The organism is bacterium (assembly GCA_035945995.1).
In the GTDB taxonomy this organism is placed as follows: domain Bacteria; phylum Sysuimicrobiota; class Sysuimicrobiia; order Sysuimicrobiales; family Segetimicrobiaceae; genus DASSJF01.
In genome coordinates this window covers 34,146-52,775 of record DASYZR010000023.1, presented here as the reverse complement: position 1 = coordinate 52,775, position 18,630 = coordinate 34,146, and the positions used below count along the sequence as shown (strand labels likewise).

Annotated in this window: 17 protein-coding genes and 1 rRNA gene; 2 read left to right on the top strand and 16 right to left on the bottom strand. The window is 71.8% G+C overall.

Features of this window, described 5'->3' with window-relative positions; all coding sequences use genetic code 11:
- Positions 1 to 137 (bottom strand): 16S ribosomal RNA (locus VGZ23_02285); the annotation flags it as partial.
- Between the two features lie 403 nt (positions 138 to 540).
- On the opposite strand from VGZ23_02285, the gene VGZ23_02280 reads away from it, so the two are divergent.
- Positions 541 to 1,287, top strand: a complete 747-nt coding sequence (locus VGZ23_02280) for a DUF92 domain-containing protein (GenBank protein ID HEV2356429.1) — start codon at positions 541 to 543, stop codon at positions 1,285 to 1,287.
- Here the strand turns inward: VGZ23_02280 and VGZ23_02275 are convergent.
- From VGZ23_02275 to purD, 15 genes are all read right to left on the bottom strand, one after another.
- Positions 1,276 to 1,905, bottom strand: coding sequence for a cation transporter (locus tag VGZ23_02275; protein HEV2356428.1), 630 nt, complete (start codon positions 1,903 to 1,905; stop codon positions 1,276 to 1,278). The genes VGZ23_02280 and VGZ23_02275 overlap by 12 nt on opposite strands.
- Positions 1,906 to 1,941: 36 nt before the next feature.
- On the bottom strand, positions 1,942 to 2,484 hold the full coding sequence (locus VGZ23_02270) for a GNAT family N-acetyltransferase (GenBank protein ID HEV2356427.1): 543 nt from the start codon (positions 2,482 to 2,484) through the stop codon (positions 1,942 to 1,944).
- A 353-nt stretch (positions 2,485 to 2,837) separates the two neighbouring features.
- Positions 2,838 to 3,431 carry an HAD family hydrolase gene (locus tag VGZ23_02265; GenBank protein ID HEV2356426.1) on the bottom strand — a complete coding sequence of 198 codons (594 nt, stop codon included), beginning with the start codon at positions 3,429 to 3,431 and terminating at the stop codon, positions 2,838 to 2,840.
- A gap of 49 nt (positions 3,432 to 3,480) precedes the next feature.
- The gene (purH, locus tag VGZ23_02260; GenBank protein ID HEV2356425.1) at positions 3,481 to 5,088 is read right to left on the bottom strand and encodes a bifunctional phosphoribosylaminoimidazolecarboxamide formyltransferase/IMP cyclohydrolase; all 1,608 of its coding nucleotides are present in this window, start codon (positions 5,086 to 5,088) and stop codon (positions 3,481 to 3,483) included.
- Positions 5,085 to 5,795, bottom strand: a complete 711-nt coding sequence (gene purN / locus VGZ23_02255) for a phosphoribosylglycinamide formyltransferase (GenBank protein HEV2356424.1) — start codon at positions 5,793 to 5,795, stop codon at positions 5,085 to 5,087. The genes purH and purN overlap by 4 nt, the downstream gene beginning before the upstream one ends.
- The gene (purM, locus tag VGZ23_02250) at positions 5,788 to 6,924 is read right to left on the bottom strand and encodes a phosphoribosylformylglycinamidine cyclo-ligase (protein HEV2356423.1); all 1,137 of its coding nucleotides are present in this window, start codon (positions 6,922 to 6,924) and stop codon (positions 5,788 to 5,790) included. Before purM ends, purN begins: the two co-directional genes overlap by 8 nt.
- Positions 6,925 to 6,931: 7 nt before the next feature.
- Positions 6,932 to 8,380 carry an amidophosphoribosyltransferase gene (purF, locus tag VGZ23_02245; protein ID HEV2356422.1) on the bottom strand — a complete coding sequence of 483 codons (1,449 nt, stop codon included), beginning with the start codon at positions 8,378 to 8,380 and terminating at the stop codon, positions 6,932 to 6,934.
- Positions 8,377 to 10,587 (bottom strand): phosphoribosylformylglycinamidine synthase subunit PurL, encoded by a 2,211-nt coding sequence (gene purL, locus VGZ23_02240; protein ID HEV2356421.1) that lies wholly within the window; start codon positions 10,585 to 10,587, stop codon positions 8,377 to 8,379. Before purL ends, purF begins: the two co-directional genes overlap by 4 nt.
- A gap of 2 nt (positions 10,588 to 10,589) precedes the next feature.
- Positions 10,590 to 11,336 carry a phosphoribosylformylglycinamidine synthase subunit PurQ gene (gene purQ / locus VGZ23_02235; protein ID HEV2356420.1) on the bottom strand — a complete coding sequence of 249 codons (747 nt, stop codon included), beginning with the start codon at positions 11,334 to 11,336 and terminating at the stop codon, positions 10,590 to 10,592.
- A gap of 43 nt (positions 11,337 to 11,379) precedes the next feature.
- Positions 11,380 to 11,637, bottom strand: a complete 258-nt coding sequence (purS, locus tag VGZ23_02230) for a phosphoribosylformylglycinamidine synthase subunit PurS (protein HEV2356419.1) — start codon at positions 11,635 to 11,637, stop codon at positions 11,380 to 11,382.
- The gene (locus VGZ23_02225) at positions 11,637 to 12,581 is read right to left on the bottom strand and encodes a phosphoribosylaminoimidazolesuccinocarboxamide synthase (GenBank protein HEV2356418.1); all 945 of its coding nucleotides are present in this window, start codon (positions 12,579 to 12,581) and stop codon (positions 11,637 to 11,639) included. The genes purS and VGZ23_02225 overlap by 1 nt, the downstream gene beginning before the upstream one ends.
- Positions 12,574 to 13,914, bottom strand: a complete 1,341-nt coding sequence (gene purB, locus VGZ23_02220) for an adenylosuccinate lyase (GenBank protein ID HEV2356417.1) — start codon at positions 13,912 to 13,914, stop codon at positions 12,574 to 12,576. Before purB ends, VGZ23_02225 begins: the two co-directional genes overlap by 8 nt.
- Complete coding sequence (locus tag VGZ23_02215) at positions 13,911 to 15,197, bottom strand: adenylosuccinate synthase (protein HEV2356416.1); 1,287 nt, start codon at positions 15,195 to 15,197, stop codon at positions 13,911 to 13,913. The genes purB and VGZ23_02215 overlap by 4 nt, the downstream gene beginning before the upstream one ends.
- A gap of 1 nt (position 15,198) precedes the next feature.
- Positions 15,199 to 15,801 carry a 5-(carboxyamino)imidazole ribonucleotide mutase gene (purE, locus tag VGZ23_02210; protein ID HEV2356415.1) on the bottom strand — a complete coding sequence of 201 codons (603 nt, stop codon included), beginning with the start codon at positions 15,799 to 15,801 and terminating at the stop codon, positions 15,199 to 15,201.
- Positions 15,798 to 17,087, bottom strand: coding sequence for a phosphoribosylamine--glycine ligase (gene purD / locus VGZ23_02205; protein HEV2356414.1), 1,290 nt, complete (start codon positions 17,085 to 17,087; stop codon positions 15,798 to 15,800). The genes purE and purD overlap by 4 nt, the downstream gene beginning before the upstream one ends.
- 253 nt (positions 17,088 to 17,340) lie before the next feature.
- Between purD and fabF the strand changes: the two genes are divergently transcribed.
- A complete protein-coding gene (gene fabF, locus VGZ23_02200) occupies positions 17,341 to 18,618 on the top strand; it encodes a beta-ketoacyl-ACP synthase II (protein HEV2356413.1) in 1,278 nt (425 codons plus the stop codon).
- Positions 18,619 to 18,630 lie beyond the last annotated feature (12 nt).

Here is an 18,630-nt window from a genome sequence, read left to right as displayed (position 1 = left end):
CAGGTTTCCCACGTGTTACTCACCCGTTCGCCGCTAGACTTCACCCTCTCTTGCGAGAGGATGAAGCCACGCTCGACTTGCATGTTTGAGGCACGCCGCCAGCGTTCGTCCTGAGCCAGGATCAAACTCTCCATCGGAATTTTCGGGTCCCGAAAGATTGCTCTCTCGGATCCCAAAACTCGTCCGGACTGTCGCGTTCCCCTTGCCACTATGCAGTTTTCAAGGTTCGTAAGAATCATCGCGGCCGGATGATCCCGCGTAGCGGGATCGCCCGACCACGACACTCACTTATACCAGTCGCTGCCGCACCTGTCAAGACAATGCAACCCGTCGCCCCGGCGCCTCACGTGCGCCATGAACTCGATCGTTGCGTCGATGAGGGAGGCCGGTGATCGAGGCGTTGCGTTGTTAAGGTGCTGCGGACGGTTCCACTACCTCACTTACTCTACGCTTGCCCGTGATGGTTGTCAATAGATCGTAGATGCGCGCAAACCGCGACCGCCGGGAAGGCGCCGTCCTTTCGCGCTCGAAGACGCCAGCGTGGAATGGGTCATCCGTGTGATCGCCGGGGGATTCTTGAGCGCCGGCGTCGCCTTCGTCGCCCACCGCCGCGGCGCGCTCACCGAGTCGGGCGCCTGGGCGGCCGCGTTGACCGGCACAGTGCTCGTCCTCGCCGGATGGCATTGGCTCGCACTGGTCGGCGTGTTCTTCATCACGTCCTCGATCGTGACTCATCTGGACCCGCCGGGCGTCGATGCGCCCCACTCCCACGATCGCGTAGGACGCCGCTGGCAGCAGGTCGCCGCGAACGGCGGCATCGCCACGCTGGCGGCCGTGCTTTACGCCGCGACGGGATGGCCGCAGGGCTTCGGGGTGGCGGCCGGCGCCGTCGCGGCCGCCACCGCCGACACGTGGGCGACGGAACTCGGCCGATGGAGCCGCACGCGGCCGCGACTGATCACGACCGGACGGCCGGTCACGCCGGGCGCATCGGGAGGCGTCACGCCGACGGGAACCCTCGCGTCGGTCGCCGGCGCGTTGCTCATCGCCGCCGTCGCCGCCTCCCTGCCCGTGACGCCGCCTGCCGGGGACGTGGGCGGCACGCACCCGCGCTTCGCGTGGGCGGCATGGATCACCGTCGCGGGGATCACCGGCTCCCTTCTCGACAGCATCCTCGGCGCGACGGTCGAAGGCCGGTGGCGCTGGCTCGACAACGACATGGTCAACGTCGCGGCCACCGCTTCGGGTGCCGCGGTAATGCTCTACGTCACCACGTCACGACTCTGAGCCGGCACCCTCTCCTTCAAGAGCTTCGCGCCCCTCGCGCACGATGAAGTACACGATGCCGAACGCCGCCACCGGGTCGGCCCACCACCAGCCGAACGCCATCCGAAGCACCAACCCCGCCAGCAGGGTCGCCGCCATGTACGCGCAGACCACCGCCTCGGCGGCATCACCGCGAAGGGCGGAGCTGTCGAGCGCCGACGCAAGCTTCCGCTTGATGGTCGCGAGGCCGGGCATCACGATGAGCGCGGCGACGGCGAGCGCGGCGCCGGCGGCCGACGCCTCTGAGGCGGCGTGCGTCAGCAAATTGTACGCGGACTGAATCACGACGTAGGCCGCGAGGGCAAACAAGCTCCAGCCGACGATCCGGGACGCGCGCCGCTCGATCCGCTCAACCTGTTCCGCCGTCAGGTTCGGGGCGCCGCTCTCCGCCCGCAGTCTCGCCAGCACGACGGTCCCGGACACGAGCTCGACGACGCTGTCCAGACCGAACGCGGTGAGTGCGATGCTTCGCGTCCCCACCCCCGCGCCGATGCCGATGATCGATTCGAGGAGCATCCATCCGACCGTGAACCATTCGACCCGAATCCCCGCCCGAAGGTGCGCCGCCCTCTCGTTCATGAACGCCTCGCGCCCCCGGCGCGCCTCTCGACGGACTCACCCGTCCCGCCGGTCAGCGGCCAGTTCACGGTACATGTAGACGGTCGCGTCGAGCGTCCCGGCCGCGCTCAGCGCATACCGCGGGATCACCCCGGCCCGCGCGTACCCCAGAGCAAGGTACAGTTGCTCCGCGGGATCCCCCACTCTCGTGTCGAGCACCAGCAACCGCCGGTCCGCCCGGCGCGCCGCGTCTTCGAGGGCCAGCATCAACGCGCGGCCGATGCCGCGACGGCGGGCGGCGCCGTGCACCATGAGCTTCATCACCTCGGCGCGGTGCCGCGCGTTGGGCATCGTCGCGAGGTCGAGTTGCACGGAGCCCAACATCTCGCCCTCGTCCACGGCCGCAAGCAAGATTCGAGTACCCGCGCCGACCATGGCCCGCACGCCGGCCCAGTACCGGCGGGCGTCGTCCTTGTCGAGCGGCGGCACGAATCCCACCGACGCCCCGCCGTCGACGGCGTCCTGCAGGAGCGCGACAAACGCCGCGAGGTCCTCGTCCAGTTGTTCCGGGGCAACGCTGCGGATCTCGTACACGCTCACACCTTGGCGCCGGGCGTCCCGACTCCGCCGGCATCGGCGGAGCGCCACAAGAAGAAAAAGCCGACCCCTCTCGGAATCGGCTCCTGACACGCCCCTGGACTATCTTGCCTGGTCAGCAATGTCACGCGAATTATACCACCGGGTGGCGCTCTGTCAAACCGACTTGGCGGGCAAAGAGCCCTTCCCGCCCGCGCCGGCGCAGCTTTTCGCGCAAAAAATTAAGGCCGACCCCCTTCGGAATCGGCACTCAGCATTGCCCCGTTGGACTCGCCTGGTCGGCTTCTGCTACCACCATTTTATCACGACCCAGCACAAAGTCAATACTACCGTTCCGGTACCCCGCGGATGAGGCATCAAGCCGACTCACCGGGTAGATGCAAAATCCATTCCACGGCATCCGCCAGGGTGGCCGCCACATAGTCCGGCGCTGGGCGGTCCTCTCCGGGATCGCGTGAAACAGGCATACGCCCCGGGGAGGCGGAGCGGATCAGAGCCGTGCGACACCCCGCCCGGCGGCCCGCTTCCATGTCCGAGGCTGCGTCGCCCACCATCACGGATGCGGCGAGATCGATCCCGAGGTCGGCCGCGGCGCGGAGCAGCAGCCCGGGTTGGGGTTTCCGGCAGTCGCACGCGACGCGATAGGCCGCCACCGCGCCGTCGGGATGGTGCGGACAGTAATAGATCGCGTCCAATGCGGCTCCGCGCGCACGCAGGCGCGCCTCGAGGTCCGAATGAATCTCGCGCAGGCCCTCCTCCGTCACCCACCCACGCGCCACCACGGACTGGTTCGTCACGACCACGACAGCCCATCCCGCGTCGCGCAACCGGCGGAGTGATTCCGGCACACCCGGAAGAATGTCGAGTTGCGACGCCGAGGTCAAATGGTCCACGTCGCGGACCACGACACCGTCGCGGTCGAGAAAGACGGCCCGGCGCCGCGCACTCACAGAACGCGTGGTCCGGGTGCTTCCGGCCGTGCAGCCTCGCCGGCGCGGGTCAATGCCGGAAGTGCCGGATCCCTGTCGTGACCATCGCCATTCCCGCGGCCTCCGCGGCGGCGATCACCTCGGGATCGCGCCGGGAGCCGCCGGGCTGGATCACGGCGGTGATCCCCACGGCGGCCGCGGCCTCGACCCCATCGGCGAACGGGAAGAACGCTTCCGACGCCATGCAGGCCCCCGCGGCACGATCGCCCGCCACACGGCCGGCGATGCGAACCGACTCCACTCGATTGGGCTGACCGGCGCCCACGCCGACCACCCGGCTGTCGCGCGCGAAGACGATGGCGTTCGACCGGACATGCCGGCAGACGGTCCAGGCAAACCGGAGATCCGCCCACTCACGGTCGGTGGGGGTGCGCGCCGTGACGACCTTGAGCTCCGCCTCCGCCAGATCGAGGGCATCGCGATCCTGCACGAGGAGGCCGCCGCGGACGCGCCGCCAGTCGATGCCGGCGTACGGCCTGGCCGGGCCGAGCGGTCCCGTCTCGAGCAGACGCACGCGCGCCGACTTCTTGCGCGAGAGCACGCCGAGAGCGTCTTCGTCGAATGCCGGCGCGATCACGGCCTCGAGAAACGTCTCGCCGAGCGCTTCGGCCGTCTCGGCGTCGGCGGGCCGGTTGAGCGCCACGATGCCCCCGAAGGCCGAGACGGGGTCGCCGTCGCGCGCGCGCAGATACGCCTCCCGCACGGTTCCGGCCAGCGCGACGCCGCAGGGAATTCCGTGCTTCACCACGACCGCCGCCGTCTCCGCGAACTCCCGGACGAGCTCGAGCGCCGCGTCGAGATCGTAGATGTTGTTGTACGAGAGCTCCTTGCCCGCGAGCCGCCGCGCCGAAGCGATGCTCGGCACGACCCCGCCATCCGACCCCGGGGCCGCGGACGCGCTTGGCCCGGGACCGGCTTCACGATAGAACGCGCCGCGCTGATGCGGATTCTCGCCGTACCGCAACTCCGCCATTTTCTCGAATGACAGGCTGAGAGACGCCGGAAACGACTGTCCTTCCCCATCCCCGGCCGAGGCGGCGGCGCCGTCGAACCAGCCGGTGATGGCCCGGTCGTAGGAGCCGGTCCGCGCAAATGCCTCCCGGGCGAGCCGCCGGCGGGTGTCGGGGCCCACCGTCCGTGTGCGCCGGATCTCTTCGAGGACCGCCGCGTACTGCGCGGGATCGCTCAGGACCACCACGTCGCGGAAGTTCTTCGCGGCGGCGCGCAGCAGGGTAACCCCGCCGATGTCGATCTCTTCGATGAGCGTCGCCTCGTCGGAGCCACGCGCGAGCGCGGCCTCGAACGGATACAACGTCACCGCGACGAGATCGATCGGCAGGATGCCGTGGCGCGACAGATCCGCCGCGTGGGCGTCATCGCCGCGCACGGCGAGCACGCCGCCGTGGACGGCCGGATGCAGCGTCTTGACCCGTCCTCCCAGGATCTCGGGAAACCCCGTCACCGTCTCGAGCGCGGTGACCGGCACGCCGGCGTCGCGCAGCGTACGGGCGGTTCCGCCGGTCGAGATGATCTCGCATCCGGCTTCGACAAGCCCGCGCGCCAGCGGCACGACGCCCGTCTTGTCGGCGACGCTCAGCAGGGCCCGCCGGATCTTCACGGCGTGATCACCCGCGTCACGGCCGGTGCGCCGGTCGTGCCCGCGCCGGACGAGGGACTCCCGTCCGGGGGCCGGAGGCGCACGCGGTTGCCGTCGATGCGCAGCCGCCCCTCGGTGAAGAGCCGGACCGCGAGCGGATACAGCCGCAGCTCCTCCCGGCGGACGCGCGCCGCCAGCGTGGCGGGCGTGTCGTCGTCCTCCACCGGGATCGCGGCCTGCACGATGATCGGCCCGGCGTCCGTCTCGCTCGTGACGAAATGCACCGTGCATCCGCTGACCCGCGCGCCCGAGGCCAGCACCGCCTCGTGCACGCGCTCTCCATACATCCCCTTCCCGCCGAAGGCCGGCAGCAGCGCCGGGTGAATGTTCATCATGCGCCCCGCGAAGTCCGCGGCGAACCCCGGTGTGAGGATGCGGATGAATCCCGCCAGACACACGAGATCCACGCGGGCCGCCGCGAGCGCCTCCCGGAGCGCGGCTTCAAACGCGGGCCGGCCCGGAAACTCGCGGTGATCGATCACGAGCGCCGGCACGCCGGCAGCGCGGGCCCGCTCCAGGGCCACGGCCCCCGGCACGTTGCTGATCACCACGGCGACCTGCGCCGGCCCTCCGGCGCCGGGGCCGTACGCGTCGAGGAGGGCCTGCAGGACGGTGCCGGTTCCGGACACGAGCACCCCGACGCGGACGGGCCGGGCGCGTTCAGGCACGGATCTCGACCCCTCGGATCCCGGACGTGATCTCGCCGACCACCCACGCGCGCTCCCCGGCGGTCTCCAGCAGCCGCACGGCCGCGGCCGCGGACGCGCGCGGCACGACGAGCACGAGCCCGAGGCCCATGTTGAACGTGCGGAACATTTCATCGTCGGCGATCCGCCCGCGCCGCTGGATGACGGTGAAGATCGGCGGCACCGGCCACCGGCCGCGGACGAGCGCCGCGTGGCAGCCGTCCGGCAGAATGCGGACGAGATTGCCGGGGAGGCCGCCGCCCGTCACGTGCGCCACGCCGTGCAGGGCGAGGTGCCGGCGCAGCGCGAGCACGGGGCGGGCGTACGGCCGGTGCGGACGCAGGAGAGCCTCGCCCACCGTCTCGCCGAGTCCCGGAAGTTTGCGTGCCAGGGCCCGGCGGATCGCCTCGCGCGATCCCCGGGGCAGCAGCACCGCGCGCGCCAGCGTGTAGCCGTTGGTGTGGAGACCGTCGCTTCCGAGGCCGATGACCGCGTCGCCCGGCCTGATCCGCGCGCCCGTAATCACGTCGTCACGCTCCACGGCGCCGACCGTGCACCCGACGATGTCGAGCTCCCTCCGGGCGTAGACGCCGGGCATCTCGGCGGTTTCCCCGCCGAGCAGCGCAATGCCCTGGGCCACGCAGGCGTCGGCGATCCCTTCGATGACTTCGGACACCACCGCCGGATCGAGCGCCGCAGACGCGACGTAGTCGAGCATGAACAGCGGCGCCGCACCCTGGCACAGCACGTCGTTGGCCCCGTGGGCCACGATGTCCGTGCCGGCCTGCCGCGGCCGCCCGGACCAGAGCGCCAGGCGCGTCTTGGTCCCCACGCCGTCGATCGAGCTGACGATCACCGGATCGCGGTACCCCGTGAGGCGGAACAGCCCGCCGAACCCGTCGCCGGCGTCGAGCGCGCCCGCGCCGTACGTCGCGCGGATGCGGGCCCGCACGCCGGCCAGGATTTCCTCCTTGGCTTCGATGTCGACGCCCGCCTCGCGGTAGGTTAGGATGCGGGACCCCGACTGACGCGGGGCGGGCCCCGTCTGGCGCCCCGTCTGGTGCGGGGCAGGCGGGGCAGGCGGGGCAGGCTTGACGGGCGGCGCCGGCATGCCGGGACTACGCGTGCGGCGTCCCGATCGCCGGCGCCCGCGGCTCGAGCGCGAGCCGTCCGGCCAGCGCTTCGGTCGGCGTCTCGGTCGGATACGCGCCGGTGAGGCAGGCGAGGCACAAGTGCGGCCGCGGCAGGCCGAGCGCCTCGACCAGTCCCTCGACGCTGAGGTACCCGAGGGTGTCGGCTTCGATCTCCCGCCGGATCTCCTCCACGGACAGGCGGGAGGCCACGAGCTCGCCGCGGTTGCTGGTGTCGATGCCGTAGAAGCAGGCGTGCCGGATCGGCGGCGACGAGATTCGCACGTGCACCTCCCGCGCCCCCACCTGCCGCAGCAACCGCACGATCTGGCGGCTCGTCGTGCCGCGCACGATCGAGTCGTCGACGAGCACGATGCGCCGGCCTTCGATCACCTCGCGGACGGCGTTCAGCTTGACCCGCACGCCGAAGTCGCGCATCGACGGATCGGGTTGGATGAACGTCCGTCCGATGTACCGGTTCTTGATCAATCCGACTTCGTGCGGCACGCCCACGGTTTCCGCGTAGCCCATCGCGGACGAGGTGCCGGAATCCGGGACGGCGATCACGGCGTCGGCCCCCGCGGGATGCTCGCGTGCGAGGACGCGGCCCATGCGCCGGCGGACGTGGTGCACGTTCTGCGACTCGAGCACGCTGTCCGGGCGCGCGAAGTAGATGTACTCGAAGACGCACGACGCCCGTCCCTGAGGGGACAGCACCTGGATCGACCGCAGCCCGCCGGGCCCGGCCAGCAGCAGCTCACCCGGCGCGACCTCCCGCACGGCCACGGCCCCGACGTGATCGAACGCACAGCTTTCGGAGGCGAAGACGATGTCGTTCCCGAGACGCCCCATCGCGAGCGGCCGGATCCCATGGGCGTCGCGAAACGCCATCAGCGTCTCGCCGATGAGCGCGACGGTCGTGTAGGCGCCGAGGATGAGGTCCATGCAGTAGGCGACCGCTTCCTCGATCGTGGCCGCCGGCGCCGTGGCGATGAGTTTGGTCATGACCTCGGTGTCGGACGTCGCGTGGAACAGGCAGCCCGCGTCCTCGAGCGCGGCCCGCAGCATCGGCGCGTTGACGAGATTGCCGTTGTGGGCCAGCGCCAAGGTCCCCCACGGCGTCTCTTCCACGAACGGCTGGGCGTTCTCGAGCCGCGCTCCACCCATCGTCGAGTACCGCACGTGCCCGATGCCGACGCCGCCGGGCAGCCCGGCCAGCCGTTCGGGCGTGAACACCTGCGCCACGAGCCCCATGTCCTTGACCAAATGCGTGTGCGACCCGTCCCAGGTGGCGATACCGGCGCTCTCCTGGCCGCGGTGCTGCAGCGCGTAGAGGCCCAGGTGGACGTACGGCGCCGCGGCGGCCTGCGTGCGGATCCCGAAGACGCCGCACTCTTCGCGAAGCTTGTCCCAGGGACTCGTCAGCACGTCGCTCACGGCTCCTTGTCGGTCGAATCCCAGGCCAGCGCGAGCGCCCTCACCGGCAGATCGAGCCACGGACGGCCCTCGGGGACCCCGTCCGCGCCGACGATCAAGCGGTCCCCCCCGGCCGTGCCGATGACCTGGACAGGCACGTCGAACCGCCGCGCGAGGTTCAGCAGATCGGAGATCTGGTCGGCGCGGACCGACGCGACGATGCGCCCGATCGCTTCGCCGAAGAGCGCCGCGTCGGCGCGCAGGCCGCCGCGGAGCGCGACCCGCGCGCCGAGCCCGGCCGACGCGGAACACTCGGCCAGCGCCACCGCGATGCCGCCCTCGGCGCAGTCGTGGGCCGACCGGAGCAGCCCCGCGGCGATCGCGTCCCGCACGCACCGGATCGTGTGCGCCACGCGGAGCACATCCGGCTCCCGCAGGCGGCCCGCGACACGGCCGTGCACCACCTCGAGATACTCGGAGGCGTCGAGGGCGGGCAGGCCGTCGCCGAGGAGCACGACGACGTCGCCCTCCGCCTTCCAGCCCGGCGTGGCGTGCCGGCGCACGTCCTCCACACAGCCGAGCATGGCGACGATTGGAGTCGGATAGATCGTCTGGCCGGCCTCATTGTAAAAGCTCACGTTCCCGCCGACGACGGGCACCTCGAGCGCTTCGCAGGCCCGCGCGATGCCGTCGACGGTCTGGCTGAACGTCCAGAAGACCTCGGGCCGCTCCGGACTCGCAAAGTTGAGGCAATCCGTGACCGCGGCCGGCGCCGCGCCGGCGCACGCGAGGTTCTGCGCGGCCTCGAGGACCGCGAGCATACCGCCCGCGTACGGGTCGAGGTAGCTGTACCGCCCGTTCCCGTCCACCGCGAGGGCGAGGCCGCGGGGCGGCGCGCCCTTGAGGCGCAGCACCGCCGCGTCCGCGCCGGGCGCGACGACGGTGTTGGTCTGGATCATGTGATCGTACTGCCGGAACACCCACCGGGCGCTCGCCGTGCCGGGTGCGCGCAGGAGCGCCAGCAGGGACGCGGCGGGGTCGGCGACCGGAATCGTCTCGAGATCGAGACGCCGCGCCTCTTCGAGATAGGCGGGCGGCGCCGCCGCCGGCGCGTACACCGGGGCATCGGTGATGTGCCGCGGATCGAGCCGGACGATGGTCCGCTCCCCGTCGCGGACGGTCAGGACCGGTTCGGCGACGACGCGCCCGATGACGACCGCCGGCAGGTCCCAGCGCCGGGCGACCCCGAGCACATCGTCCTCGCGGCCGGCCGCCACGACCAGCAGCATCCGCTCCTGCGATTCGGACAGCAGGACCTCCTCCGGCGTCATGCCCTCTTCGCGCCGGGGGACGAGCCGCACGTCGACGTCCATGCCCACGCCGCCGCGGGCCGACATCTCCGAGAGAGCGCACGTCAGGCCCGCGGCGCCCATATCCTGCAGGGCCACCACCGCGCCGGTGGCGATGGCCTCCAGTGTGGCCTCGATCAACAGCTTCCCGGTGAACGGATCGCCCATCTGCACGGCGGACCGGTCGGTCGGATTGCCGGCGAGCTCGGCCGACGCGAACGCCGCGCCCTGCATGCCGTCCCGCCCCGTCCGCGCCCCCAGGTAGACGACCGCGTTCCCCGGACCGGCCGCGCGAGACGTCATGAGACGGTCGGCCCGGACGAGCCCGAGACAGGCGACGTTGACGAGCGGATTCCCGCGGTAACACGGCGCGCACCGCAACTCCCCTCCGACCGTCGGGACGCCGATGCTGTTCCCATACGCGGCGATCCCCGCGACGACGCCGCGGGCGAGCGGGACGACCGCCGGATCGTCGAGCGGCCCGAACCGCAGCGAGTCCAGGAGCGCGATCGGACGCGCGCCCATGGCCAGGATGTCCCGGATGATGCCGCCCACCCCGGTGGCGGCGCCGTGGAACGGCGCCACCGCGCTCGGGTGGTTGTGGCTCTCGATCTTAAAGACGGCGGCCCACCCCTCGCCCGCGTCGACGGCCCCGGCGTTCTCCCCGGGCCCGCGCAGGACGCCCCGCCCCGTCACCGGCAACCGGCGCAGCGCCGCGCGAGAGTGCTTGTACGCGCAGTGCTCGCTCCACATGACGCCGAACATGCCGAGTTCCGCGGGCGTGGGATCGCGTCCCAACCGCCGGCATACCTCGGTGTACTCGTCGGGCCGGAGCGCGCCGAGCGCCCGCTCCGGTGTCGCGGTCGACTCGACGACCATCGTCACCGGTCCCCCGCCGCCCCGGGAGATGCGGCCGCGGCCGCCTCGGAACGAGGCGGCGCGGCCACCCACCGCATGAGCGATTCGAAGACGCGCAGGCCGTCCGCGCTCCCCACGATCGCCTCGCTGGCCCGCTCGGGATGGGGCATGAGTCCGACCACGGTACCGGACACGCTCGCGACGCCCGCGATGTTGTCCACGGCGCCGTTCGGGTTGGCGGCCAGGGTGACTTGCCCGGCCGGGTCGCAGTAGCGGAACACGATCTGCCGTTCCAGCGTGAGCCGCGCCAGCGCCCGCTCCGTCACGTGGTACCGGCCCTCGGCGTGGGCGATCGGCGCGCGCAACACCTCACCCTCCCGCATCGCACATGTAAAGGGCGTGTCCGTGCGTTCGACCCGGACGTGGACGTCCCGGCATCGGAACTCGCCGGACGCGTTGAGCAGCAGGCTCCCGGGGAGGAGGCGCGTCTCGACCAGCGTCTGGAACCCGTTGCAGATCCCGAGCACCGGCCGGCCGGCCGCCGCGTACGCCGGCAGCGCGCGCACCACCGGGGATGTGGCCGCGATGGCGCCGGCCCGAAGGTAATCCCCGTAGGAGAAGCCGCCCGGGAGAATCACCGCGTCGAGGCCGTCGAGGGAGGTTTCCCGGTGCCACACGTAGACCGCCTGCTGTCCCAGGACGTCGCGGACGGCATGGTACGTATCCGCGTCGCAGTTGCTGCCCGGAAACACCACGATGCCGATCCTCACCTCAGCCCCTCCGCGTCATGCGACGTCGAGCGTGCGACGGCCCTCATGCGATGTCGTACCGGAAGTCCTCGATCAGTGTGTTGGCGAGCAATCCGTCGCACATCGCCCGGACCCGCGCGTCCAAATCCGGTCCGTCCTCGACTTCGAGCTCGAAGTACCGGCCGGCGCGCACCGCGCGCACGCCGGTGTGGCCGAGCGCGTCCAGGCCCTTCTGGATCGCCTGGCCCTGCGCGTCCAACACGCCGGGTTTGAGCTGGACCGTCACGCGCACGGTGCGCACCCCCGTGGCCGTCGGCGCCATCAGCGCTCCTCCAGCCGCCGGCCCGTGATACGCCGGTACACGTCAAGATACCGGCTTCGGGCCGCCTCGACGATGTCGGGGGGCAGCGCCGGGGGCGGTGGTTGCTTGTTCCATCCGCTCTGCTCGAGGTAATCCCGGACCACCTGCTTGTCGTAGCTCTCGGTCGACCCGGTGGCCGCGTACGTGCGCGCGTCCCAAAACCGGGACGAGTCCGGCGTCACGGCTTCGTCGATCAGCACGACCTCGTCGCCCCGCGCCGTTCGTCCCGCGGCAGACGGGATGCCGAACTCGAACTTGGTATCCACCAGCACGAAGCCGGCCCGGTCCGCGACCGCGGCGGCCTCGCCGTACAGGGCGAGACTCGCCGCCTCCAGCCGGCGCGCCAGCGGCTCGCCGATGCGGACCGCCATCGCCGCGGCCGTGATGTTCTCGTCGTGGCCCCGATCGTTCTTGGTCGCCGGCGTGAAGATCGGGTGCGGCAACCGGCTCCCGAGCGCGAGCCCGGCCGGCAGCGGGATCCCGCACGCCGTTCCACTGTCACGGTATTCCTTCCAGGCCGACCCGGCGAGGTAGCCGCGGACGACGCACTCGAAGTCGACGCGCCGGCAGCGCTCCACCAGCATCGCGCGGCCGTCCAGCATCTCCCGGTGCGCCTGCGCCTCCGGCGGGAACGCGGCGGGGTCGATCGTGACGAAATGGTTCGGGACGATGCCGCGGAGCCGCTCGAACCAGAAGGCGGAGAGCCCGGTCAGCACGCGCCCGCGGTCCGGGATCCCGGTCGCCAGCACGCAGTCGAACGCGGACAGGCGGTCGGTCGCCACGATCAGCAGGTACCTGCCCGCCTCGTACATGTCGCGGACCTTGCCGCGGCCCATGAGCGGCAGGTCGAGGTGCGTCTCCATGACCGCCGGCGAGCGGGTATCGCTGCGGCTCGTGTCATCCATGGCGTGTCCCCTCCTTCTCCGTCCGCGCTGCCGGATCGCCGCGGGCCGGCTCGAGGCCGGCTCGGACGAAGATCTCGTCGACGTACCGGAGCGCCGGCGCGGGGTCGAAGCACGCCGTCAGCTCCGGCTCCGGGAGCACACCCGCGGCGCGAATCAGATCGCGGAAGTTCCCGCCGCCGTCCCACGCCTGCATCGCGGCGGTCTGCACGATGCGGTAGGCCTCGTCGCGACTCAGTCCCCGCGCGAGGAGCGCGAGCAGCACGCGGTGCGAGAAGACGAGCCCGCCGGTCCGCTCCATGTTCGCGCGCATCTGCTCCGGGTACACGCGCAGGCCCTCGATCACCCCGGCGAGCCGGCGCGCCATGTACTCCAGGACCGTCGTCGCGTCCGGGACGACGACCCGTTCCACGGACGAGTGGGTAATGTCACGCTCGCCCCACAGCGCGATGTCCTCCAGGCCGGCCACGGCGCAGCCGCGGACCACGCGCGCGAGTCCGGCGATCTGCTCGCAGGTCACCGGGTTGCGTTTGTGCGGCATCGCCGACGACCCGGTCTGCCCGGTCCGGAAGGGTTCCTCCAGCTCCCGGATCTCGGTGCGCTGCAGCGATCGGATCTCCGTCGCGATCTTTTCCAGCGTCCCCGCGGCGACCGCGAGATGTGCGAGGTACTCCGCGTGCCGGTCGCGCTGGATGACCTGGGACGAGACCGGGGCCGGCCGAAGCCCGAGACGCGCGCACACGTAGGCTTCGACGGCCGGCGGCGTGTGCGCGAACGTGCCGACTTCGCCGGAGAGCTTCCCGACGCCGATCACCTCGCGCGCGCGCCCGATTCGTTCCAGGTCCCGGCCCACCTCCGTGTACCACAGCGCCGCCTTCAGCCCGAGCGTGATCGGCTCGGCCTGGATGCCGTGGGTCCGGCCGGCCATCACCGTCCGCTTGTGGGTTCGGGCCAGCACGGCCAGCGCCTGGTGGAGCCGCCCGAGGGCCGCGTGGATGAGGTCCGCCGCGCGGACCATCAGCACGCACTGCGCCGTGTCCACCACGTCGGACGATCCGAGGCCGCGGTGGAGATAGCGCGCGTCGTCGCCCACCGTCTCGCCGACGACGCGCAGAAACGCGACGACGTCGTGCCGGGTGACCTGCTCGACCTCGTCGATCCGGGCGGCGCTCGGCACGCCCGCCCGGGCCCGGAGGCGCGGCGGCACGTCGGCCGGGATCTCTCCGAGCCGGGCCTGAGCCTCAGCCGCCAGCAGCTCGATTTCGAGCCAGGTCGCAAACTTCGTCTCGGGACTCCACAGGGCCGCCATCTCCGGCGAGGTGTAGCGCGGGATCACTGGAAGCCCTCCTGACCGAAGATCACGTCCGAGCGCTCCGGCCCGACCCCGATCATGGCGATCGGCACGCCGACGATTTCTTCGATCCGGCGCAGAAACGTCCGCGCCTCGACCGGCAGGTCGGTCGGCCGCCGCGCCCCGTGCGTCGGGCGGCGCCAGCCCGGCAGCTCTTCGTAGACCGGGGCCACGCGCGCCATCACGGCCGTGTGGGGCACGCCGTGGATGGTCCGGTCGCCGAGCCGGTAGGCGACGCCCAGCCGCACCGTCTCGAAGGTGTCGAAGACGTCGAGCTTCATCACGGCGAGGTGCGTGAATCCCGCGACCTCGGCGGCGAATCGCGCCGCGACGCCGTCGAACCAGCCGCACCGCCGCGGCCGGCGGGTCGTCGCGCCGTACTCCTGCCCCAGCTCGCGGAGGCGGTCGCCGGTCTCGTCGGCGATCTCCGTCGGCATGGGGCCCGCGCCGACGGCGGTCGTGTACGCCTTGGCCACCCCGAGCACGCGCGTGATCCTCGCCGGGGGGACGCCGGCGCCGGCGCTCGCGCCGCCGGGCAGCGTGGTCGACGATGTGACGAACGGATAGAGGCCCCAGTCGAGATCGCGCATCACGCCGAGCTGGCCTTCGAGCAGCACCGCCCGGTCGGCGCGGAGCGCCTCCTGGATGATCGGATGGGTGTCGGTGATGTACGGCCGCAGGCGGTCGGCCCACCGCGCGCAGGCGGCGATGAGCGTGCCGGGCTCGACCGGCTCGTGGCGGTAGACGCCGCGCAGCAGCGCGCTCTTGCGCGCGGCGATGAACTGCAGTTGCTCCGCGAGGTGCGCCTCTTCCACGAGATCTCCCAGGCGGATGCCGATGCGCGCCGCCTTGTCGCCGTAGACCGGCCAGATGCCCTGCTTGGTCGTCCCGTGCGGCCGGCCGCCGCGCGCCGCTTCCTCGAGCTCGTCGGTCACGATGTGGTGCGGGAAGATGAGGTGCGCCCGCTCGTCGAGCCAGAGGCGGCCGACGGTGGAGACGCCGACGCGCTCGACCTCCGCGATTTCGGCGAGGAGGACGTCCGCGTTGACCACGACGCCGGGGCCGATCACGCACTGCGCGGCCGGATGGAAGATGCCGGACGGCAGCAGGTGGAGCCGGAAGGTCCCGTGCTGGTTCTGGATCGTATGGCCGGCGTTGTTCCCCCCGTTGTAGCGGATAACGAGGTCGGCGTGGTTCGCCAGCGTGTCGACGACCTTGCCCTTCCCTTCGTCGCCCCACTGCGCCCCGACCACGGCGGTGACCGGCATGTCAGCGCGTCTCCGGCCGCGCCGAATCGCCCGCGCGCGGCGGCGCCATGCCGAACCCGCCCGTCGCGGCGGTGGTGATCCGCGCGGCCTTCTCCTCCACCTCGCGGGCCAGGCGCGCTTTGTACGCGCGGTAGCGATCCCGCAGAGTGTCGTCCGCCGTCGCAAGGATCTGCACGGCGAGCAGCGCCGCGTTGCGCGCGCCGCCGATCGCGACGGTGGCGACCGGCACGCCGGCCGGCATCTGCACCGTGGCGAGCAGCGCGTCGAGCCCATTCACCGCGGAGCCGCCGAGCGGCACGCCGATCACCGGGAGCGGCGTGTGGGCCGCCAGGATGCCCGCCAGGTGGGCCGCCCCGCCCGCCCCGGCGATGATCACGCGGACGCCGCGGCCCTCGGCCTCGCGGGCGTACGTTGCGGCGCGATCGGGAGAGCGGTGCGCCGACGCCACCGTGATCTCAAAGGGGACGCCGAACTCGCCGAGCACGCGCCCGGCCTCCTGCATCACCGGCAGATCGGAATCGCTGCCCATCAGGATGAGCACACGGGGCCCCCCGTCTGGCGCGGGACCTCCGGCCGCTGCGCGGCCTCCTGCGGCGGACGTCATGCCTGTGTCACCTCGCGATGTGCGCCGGCGGCACAAGCGATGTCGCGCCGGAGCGTCTTGCCTTCGAACGAGATGAGATCAGCCGCGCGGTATGCGCGATCGCGCGCCTCCCCGAGCGTCGAGCCCAGGCCGACCACGGTGAGCACGCGGCCGCCCGAGGCCACAAGCCGGCCGTCGCGCAGGGCGGTGCCGGCATGGAACACGAGCACGCCGGGGAGCGCCCGCGCCGCGGGGATGCCGTCGATGGGCATCCCGCCTTCGGGGCGGTCGGGATAGCCGCCCGCGCAGAGCGCCACCCCCACCGCGTATCCCTCGTGCCAGCGCGGACGCCACCGGTCGACGCGCCCGGCCAGGACGGCGTCCGCCGCGTCGCGGAGTCCCGACGCGAGCAGCGGCATCAGGAGCTGGGCTTCAGGGTCGCCGAACCGTGCGTTGAACTCGAGCACGCGCGGCCCGTCCCCGGTAAGCATCAGCCCGGCGTACAGCACCCCGCGATAGGGACGCCCTTCCTGCGCCATGGCCCAGATCGCCGGTTCGAGGATTTCGTCGGTGATCCGGCCGAGCAGCGCGTCGTCGACCGACGGCGCCGGGGCGTACCCGCCCATCCCGCCGGTGTTGGGACCGCGATCGCCGTCGAACAACCGCTTGTGATCGCGCGCCGGCAGCAGCGGGACGATGTGCACTCCGTCGCTCAGGCCAAAGATGCTGACCTCGTCGCCCTCGAGCCACTCTTCGACCACCACACGGGCGCCGGCCTCGCCGAACCGGCCGCCGCGCATCATGTCCTCAACGGCCGCGACGGCCTCGTCCGCGGAGCGCGCCATCACGACCCCCTTGCCCGCGGCGAGCCCGTCGGCCTTGACCACCAGCGGACGGCCGGCGCTGCGGACATAGTCACGCGCCGCCGACGGGTCATCGAAGGTGCGCGCCCGCGCCGTCGGGATTTCGTAGCGGCGGCACAATGTTTTCATGAAGCTCTTGCTGGACTCGATCGCGGCGGCCGCCCGCGTCGGGCCGAACGCCCGAAGCCCGCGCGTGGCGAACGCGTCCACGAGTCCGGCGGCCAGCGGCGCCTCGGGGCCGACGATGGTGATATCGACGCCGTGTCGGACGGCCTCGCCGGCGAGCGCGTCAAAATCAAGGGGGGCGCACGGAAGACACGTTGCGACGGACGCGATGCCGGGATTTCCCGGAGCGCAATAGGGTATGGTCGTCCGGTCTTCTTGCGCGAGGGCCCACGCCAACGCGTGCTCCCTGCCACCCGACCCGACAACCAGGACGGCCATTCCGGCGCTCCACGTCGCGCATCACGGCGCGGCGAGTTGGAATGTTCGGATTCCGCGGTCACTGCTACGAAGAAAACGGCGAATGATTTCATCGATACTGTATCACGCCCGGAAGAATCTGCCAAGTGCCACGTGAATGTTCGTGTTTTCGCCGACTCCCGGGCGCACCAGCCAAGGGAAGACGCTAAGGAAACACGTAGTGTGGAGCCGAAAGTAGAGCCGAAAGGTGTTCGATGCCGATGGCGGAGGGTTCGTGACGAAGGCGGTCATCACCGGAATCGGGGCGCTCACCCCGGTCGGTCTCTCGGCGCCCGAAACGTGGGCCGGCCTCCTGGCCGGCCGGAGCGGCGTCGGACCGGTGACGCGGTTCGACGCGTCGAACTACCCGGTCCGGATTGCGGCGGAAGTGTCGGGCTTCGACCCCCTCGCCGTCATGAGCCGCAAGCAGGCCCGGCGCACCGCCCGCTTTGCGCAGCTGGCGATCGGCGCCGCGCAGGAAGCGCTGCTCGACGCCCGCCTCGACGTCGGCCCCGACAACCGCGACCGCGTCGGCGTGACGATCGCGACCGCGCTCGGCGGCATCGAGATGGTCGATCGCGAAGCGCCGCATCTCTACGGCGGCCGCCCGGATCGCGTGACGCCGTTTCTACTGCCGATGCTGATCGGCAACATGGCGGCGTCGGCCGTGACGATCCGCTTCGGCACGCGCGGGCCGTCCAACGCGTCGGTCGGCGCCTGCGCGGCGGGCACGATCGCGCTCATGGAGGCGCGCCGGTGGATCCTGGCCGGGGACGCCGACTGCGTCCTCGCCGGCGGCACCGAAGCGGCCCTCACCCCCGCGGTCTGGACCGCCCTCTGCTCGCTCGGCGCCCTCAGCCGGCGCAACGAGGCGCCCGCGCAGGCCAGCCGCCCGTTCGACCGGGACCGCGACGGGTTCGTCTTCGGCGAAGGCGCGGTCGTGTTCGCCGTCGAGCGCGAGGACCTGGCGCGCGCGCGCGAGGCGCGTATCTATGCCGAGCTCGCCGGCGCGGCGCTCACGAGCGACGCGTATCACGAAACGGCGCCGCACCCCGACGGAATCGCGGCGGCCCGCGCCATCACGGGGAGCCTTCGGACGGCGGACGCCCGGCCGGACGACGTCGACCTCGTCGTGGCGCACGGGACCGGCACACCGCTCAACGACGTCGCGGAGACCGGCGCCATCAAGGCGGCGCTCGGCGACCGCGCCCGCGCGATTCCCGTCACTGCGCCGAAGAGCATGGTGGGCCACCTCATCGGGGCGGCGGGCGCGCTCGCGGCGATGGTCGGCGTGCTGGCGATCCGGGACGGCATCATCCCGCCCACGATCAATCTCGACCATCCCGATCCGGCGTGTGACCTCGATTATGTGCCGCGCGAGGCACGCCCCGCGACCATCCGGCTCGCCCTCGCCAACGCCTTCGGTTTCGGCGGGCAGAACTGCGTGGTCGCCGTCCGCGCGACGGCCCGGGCCCGCGAACGGGCCGCGCCTCCCCGCGGGGAAGACCGGTAGGGCGGGCGCAGA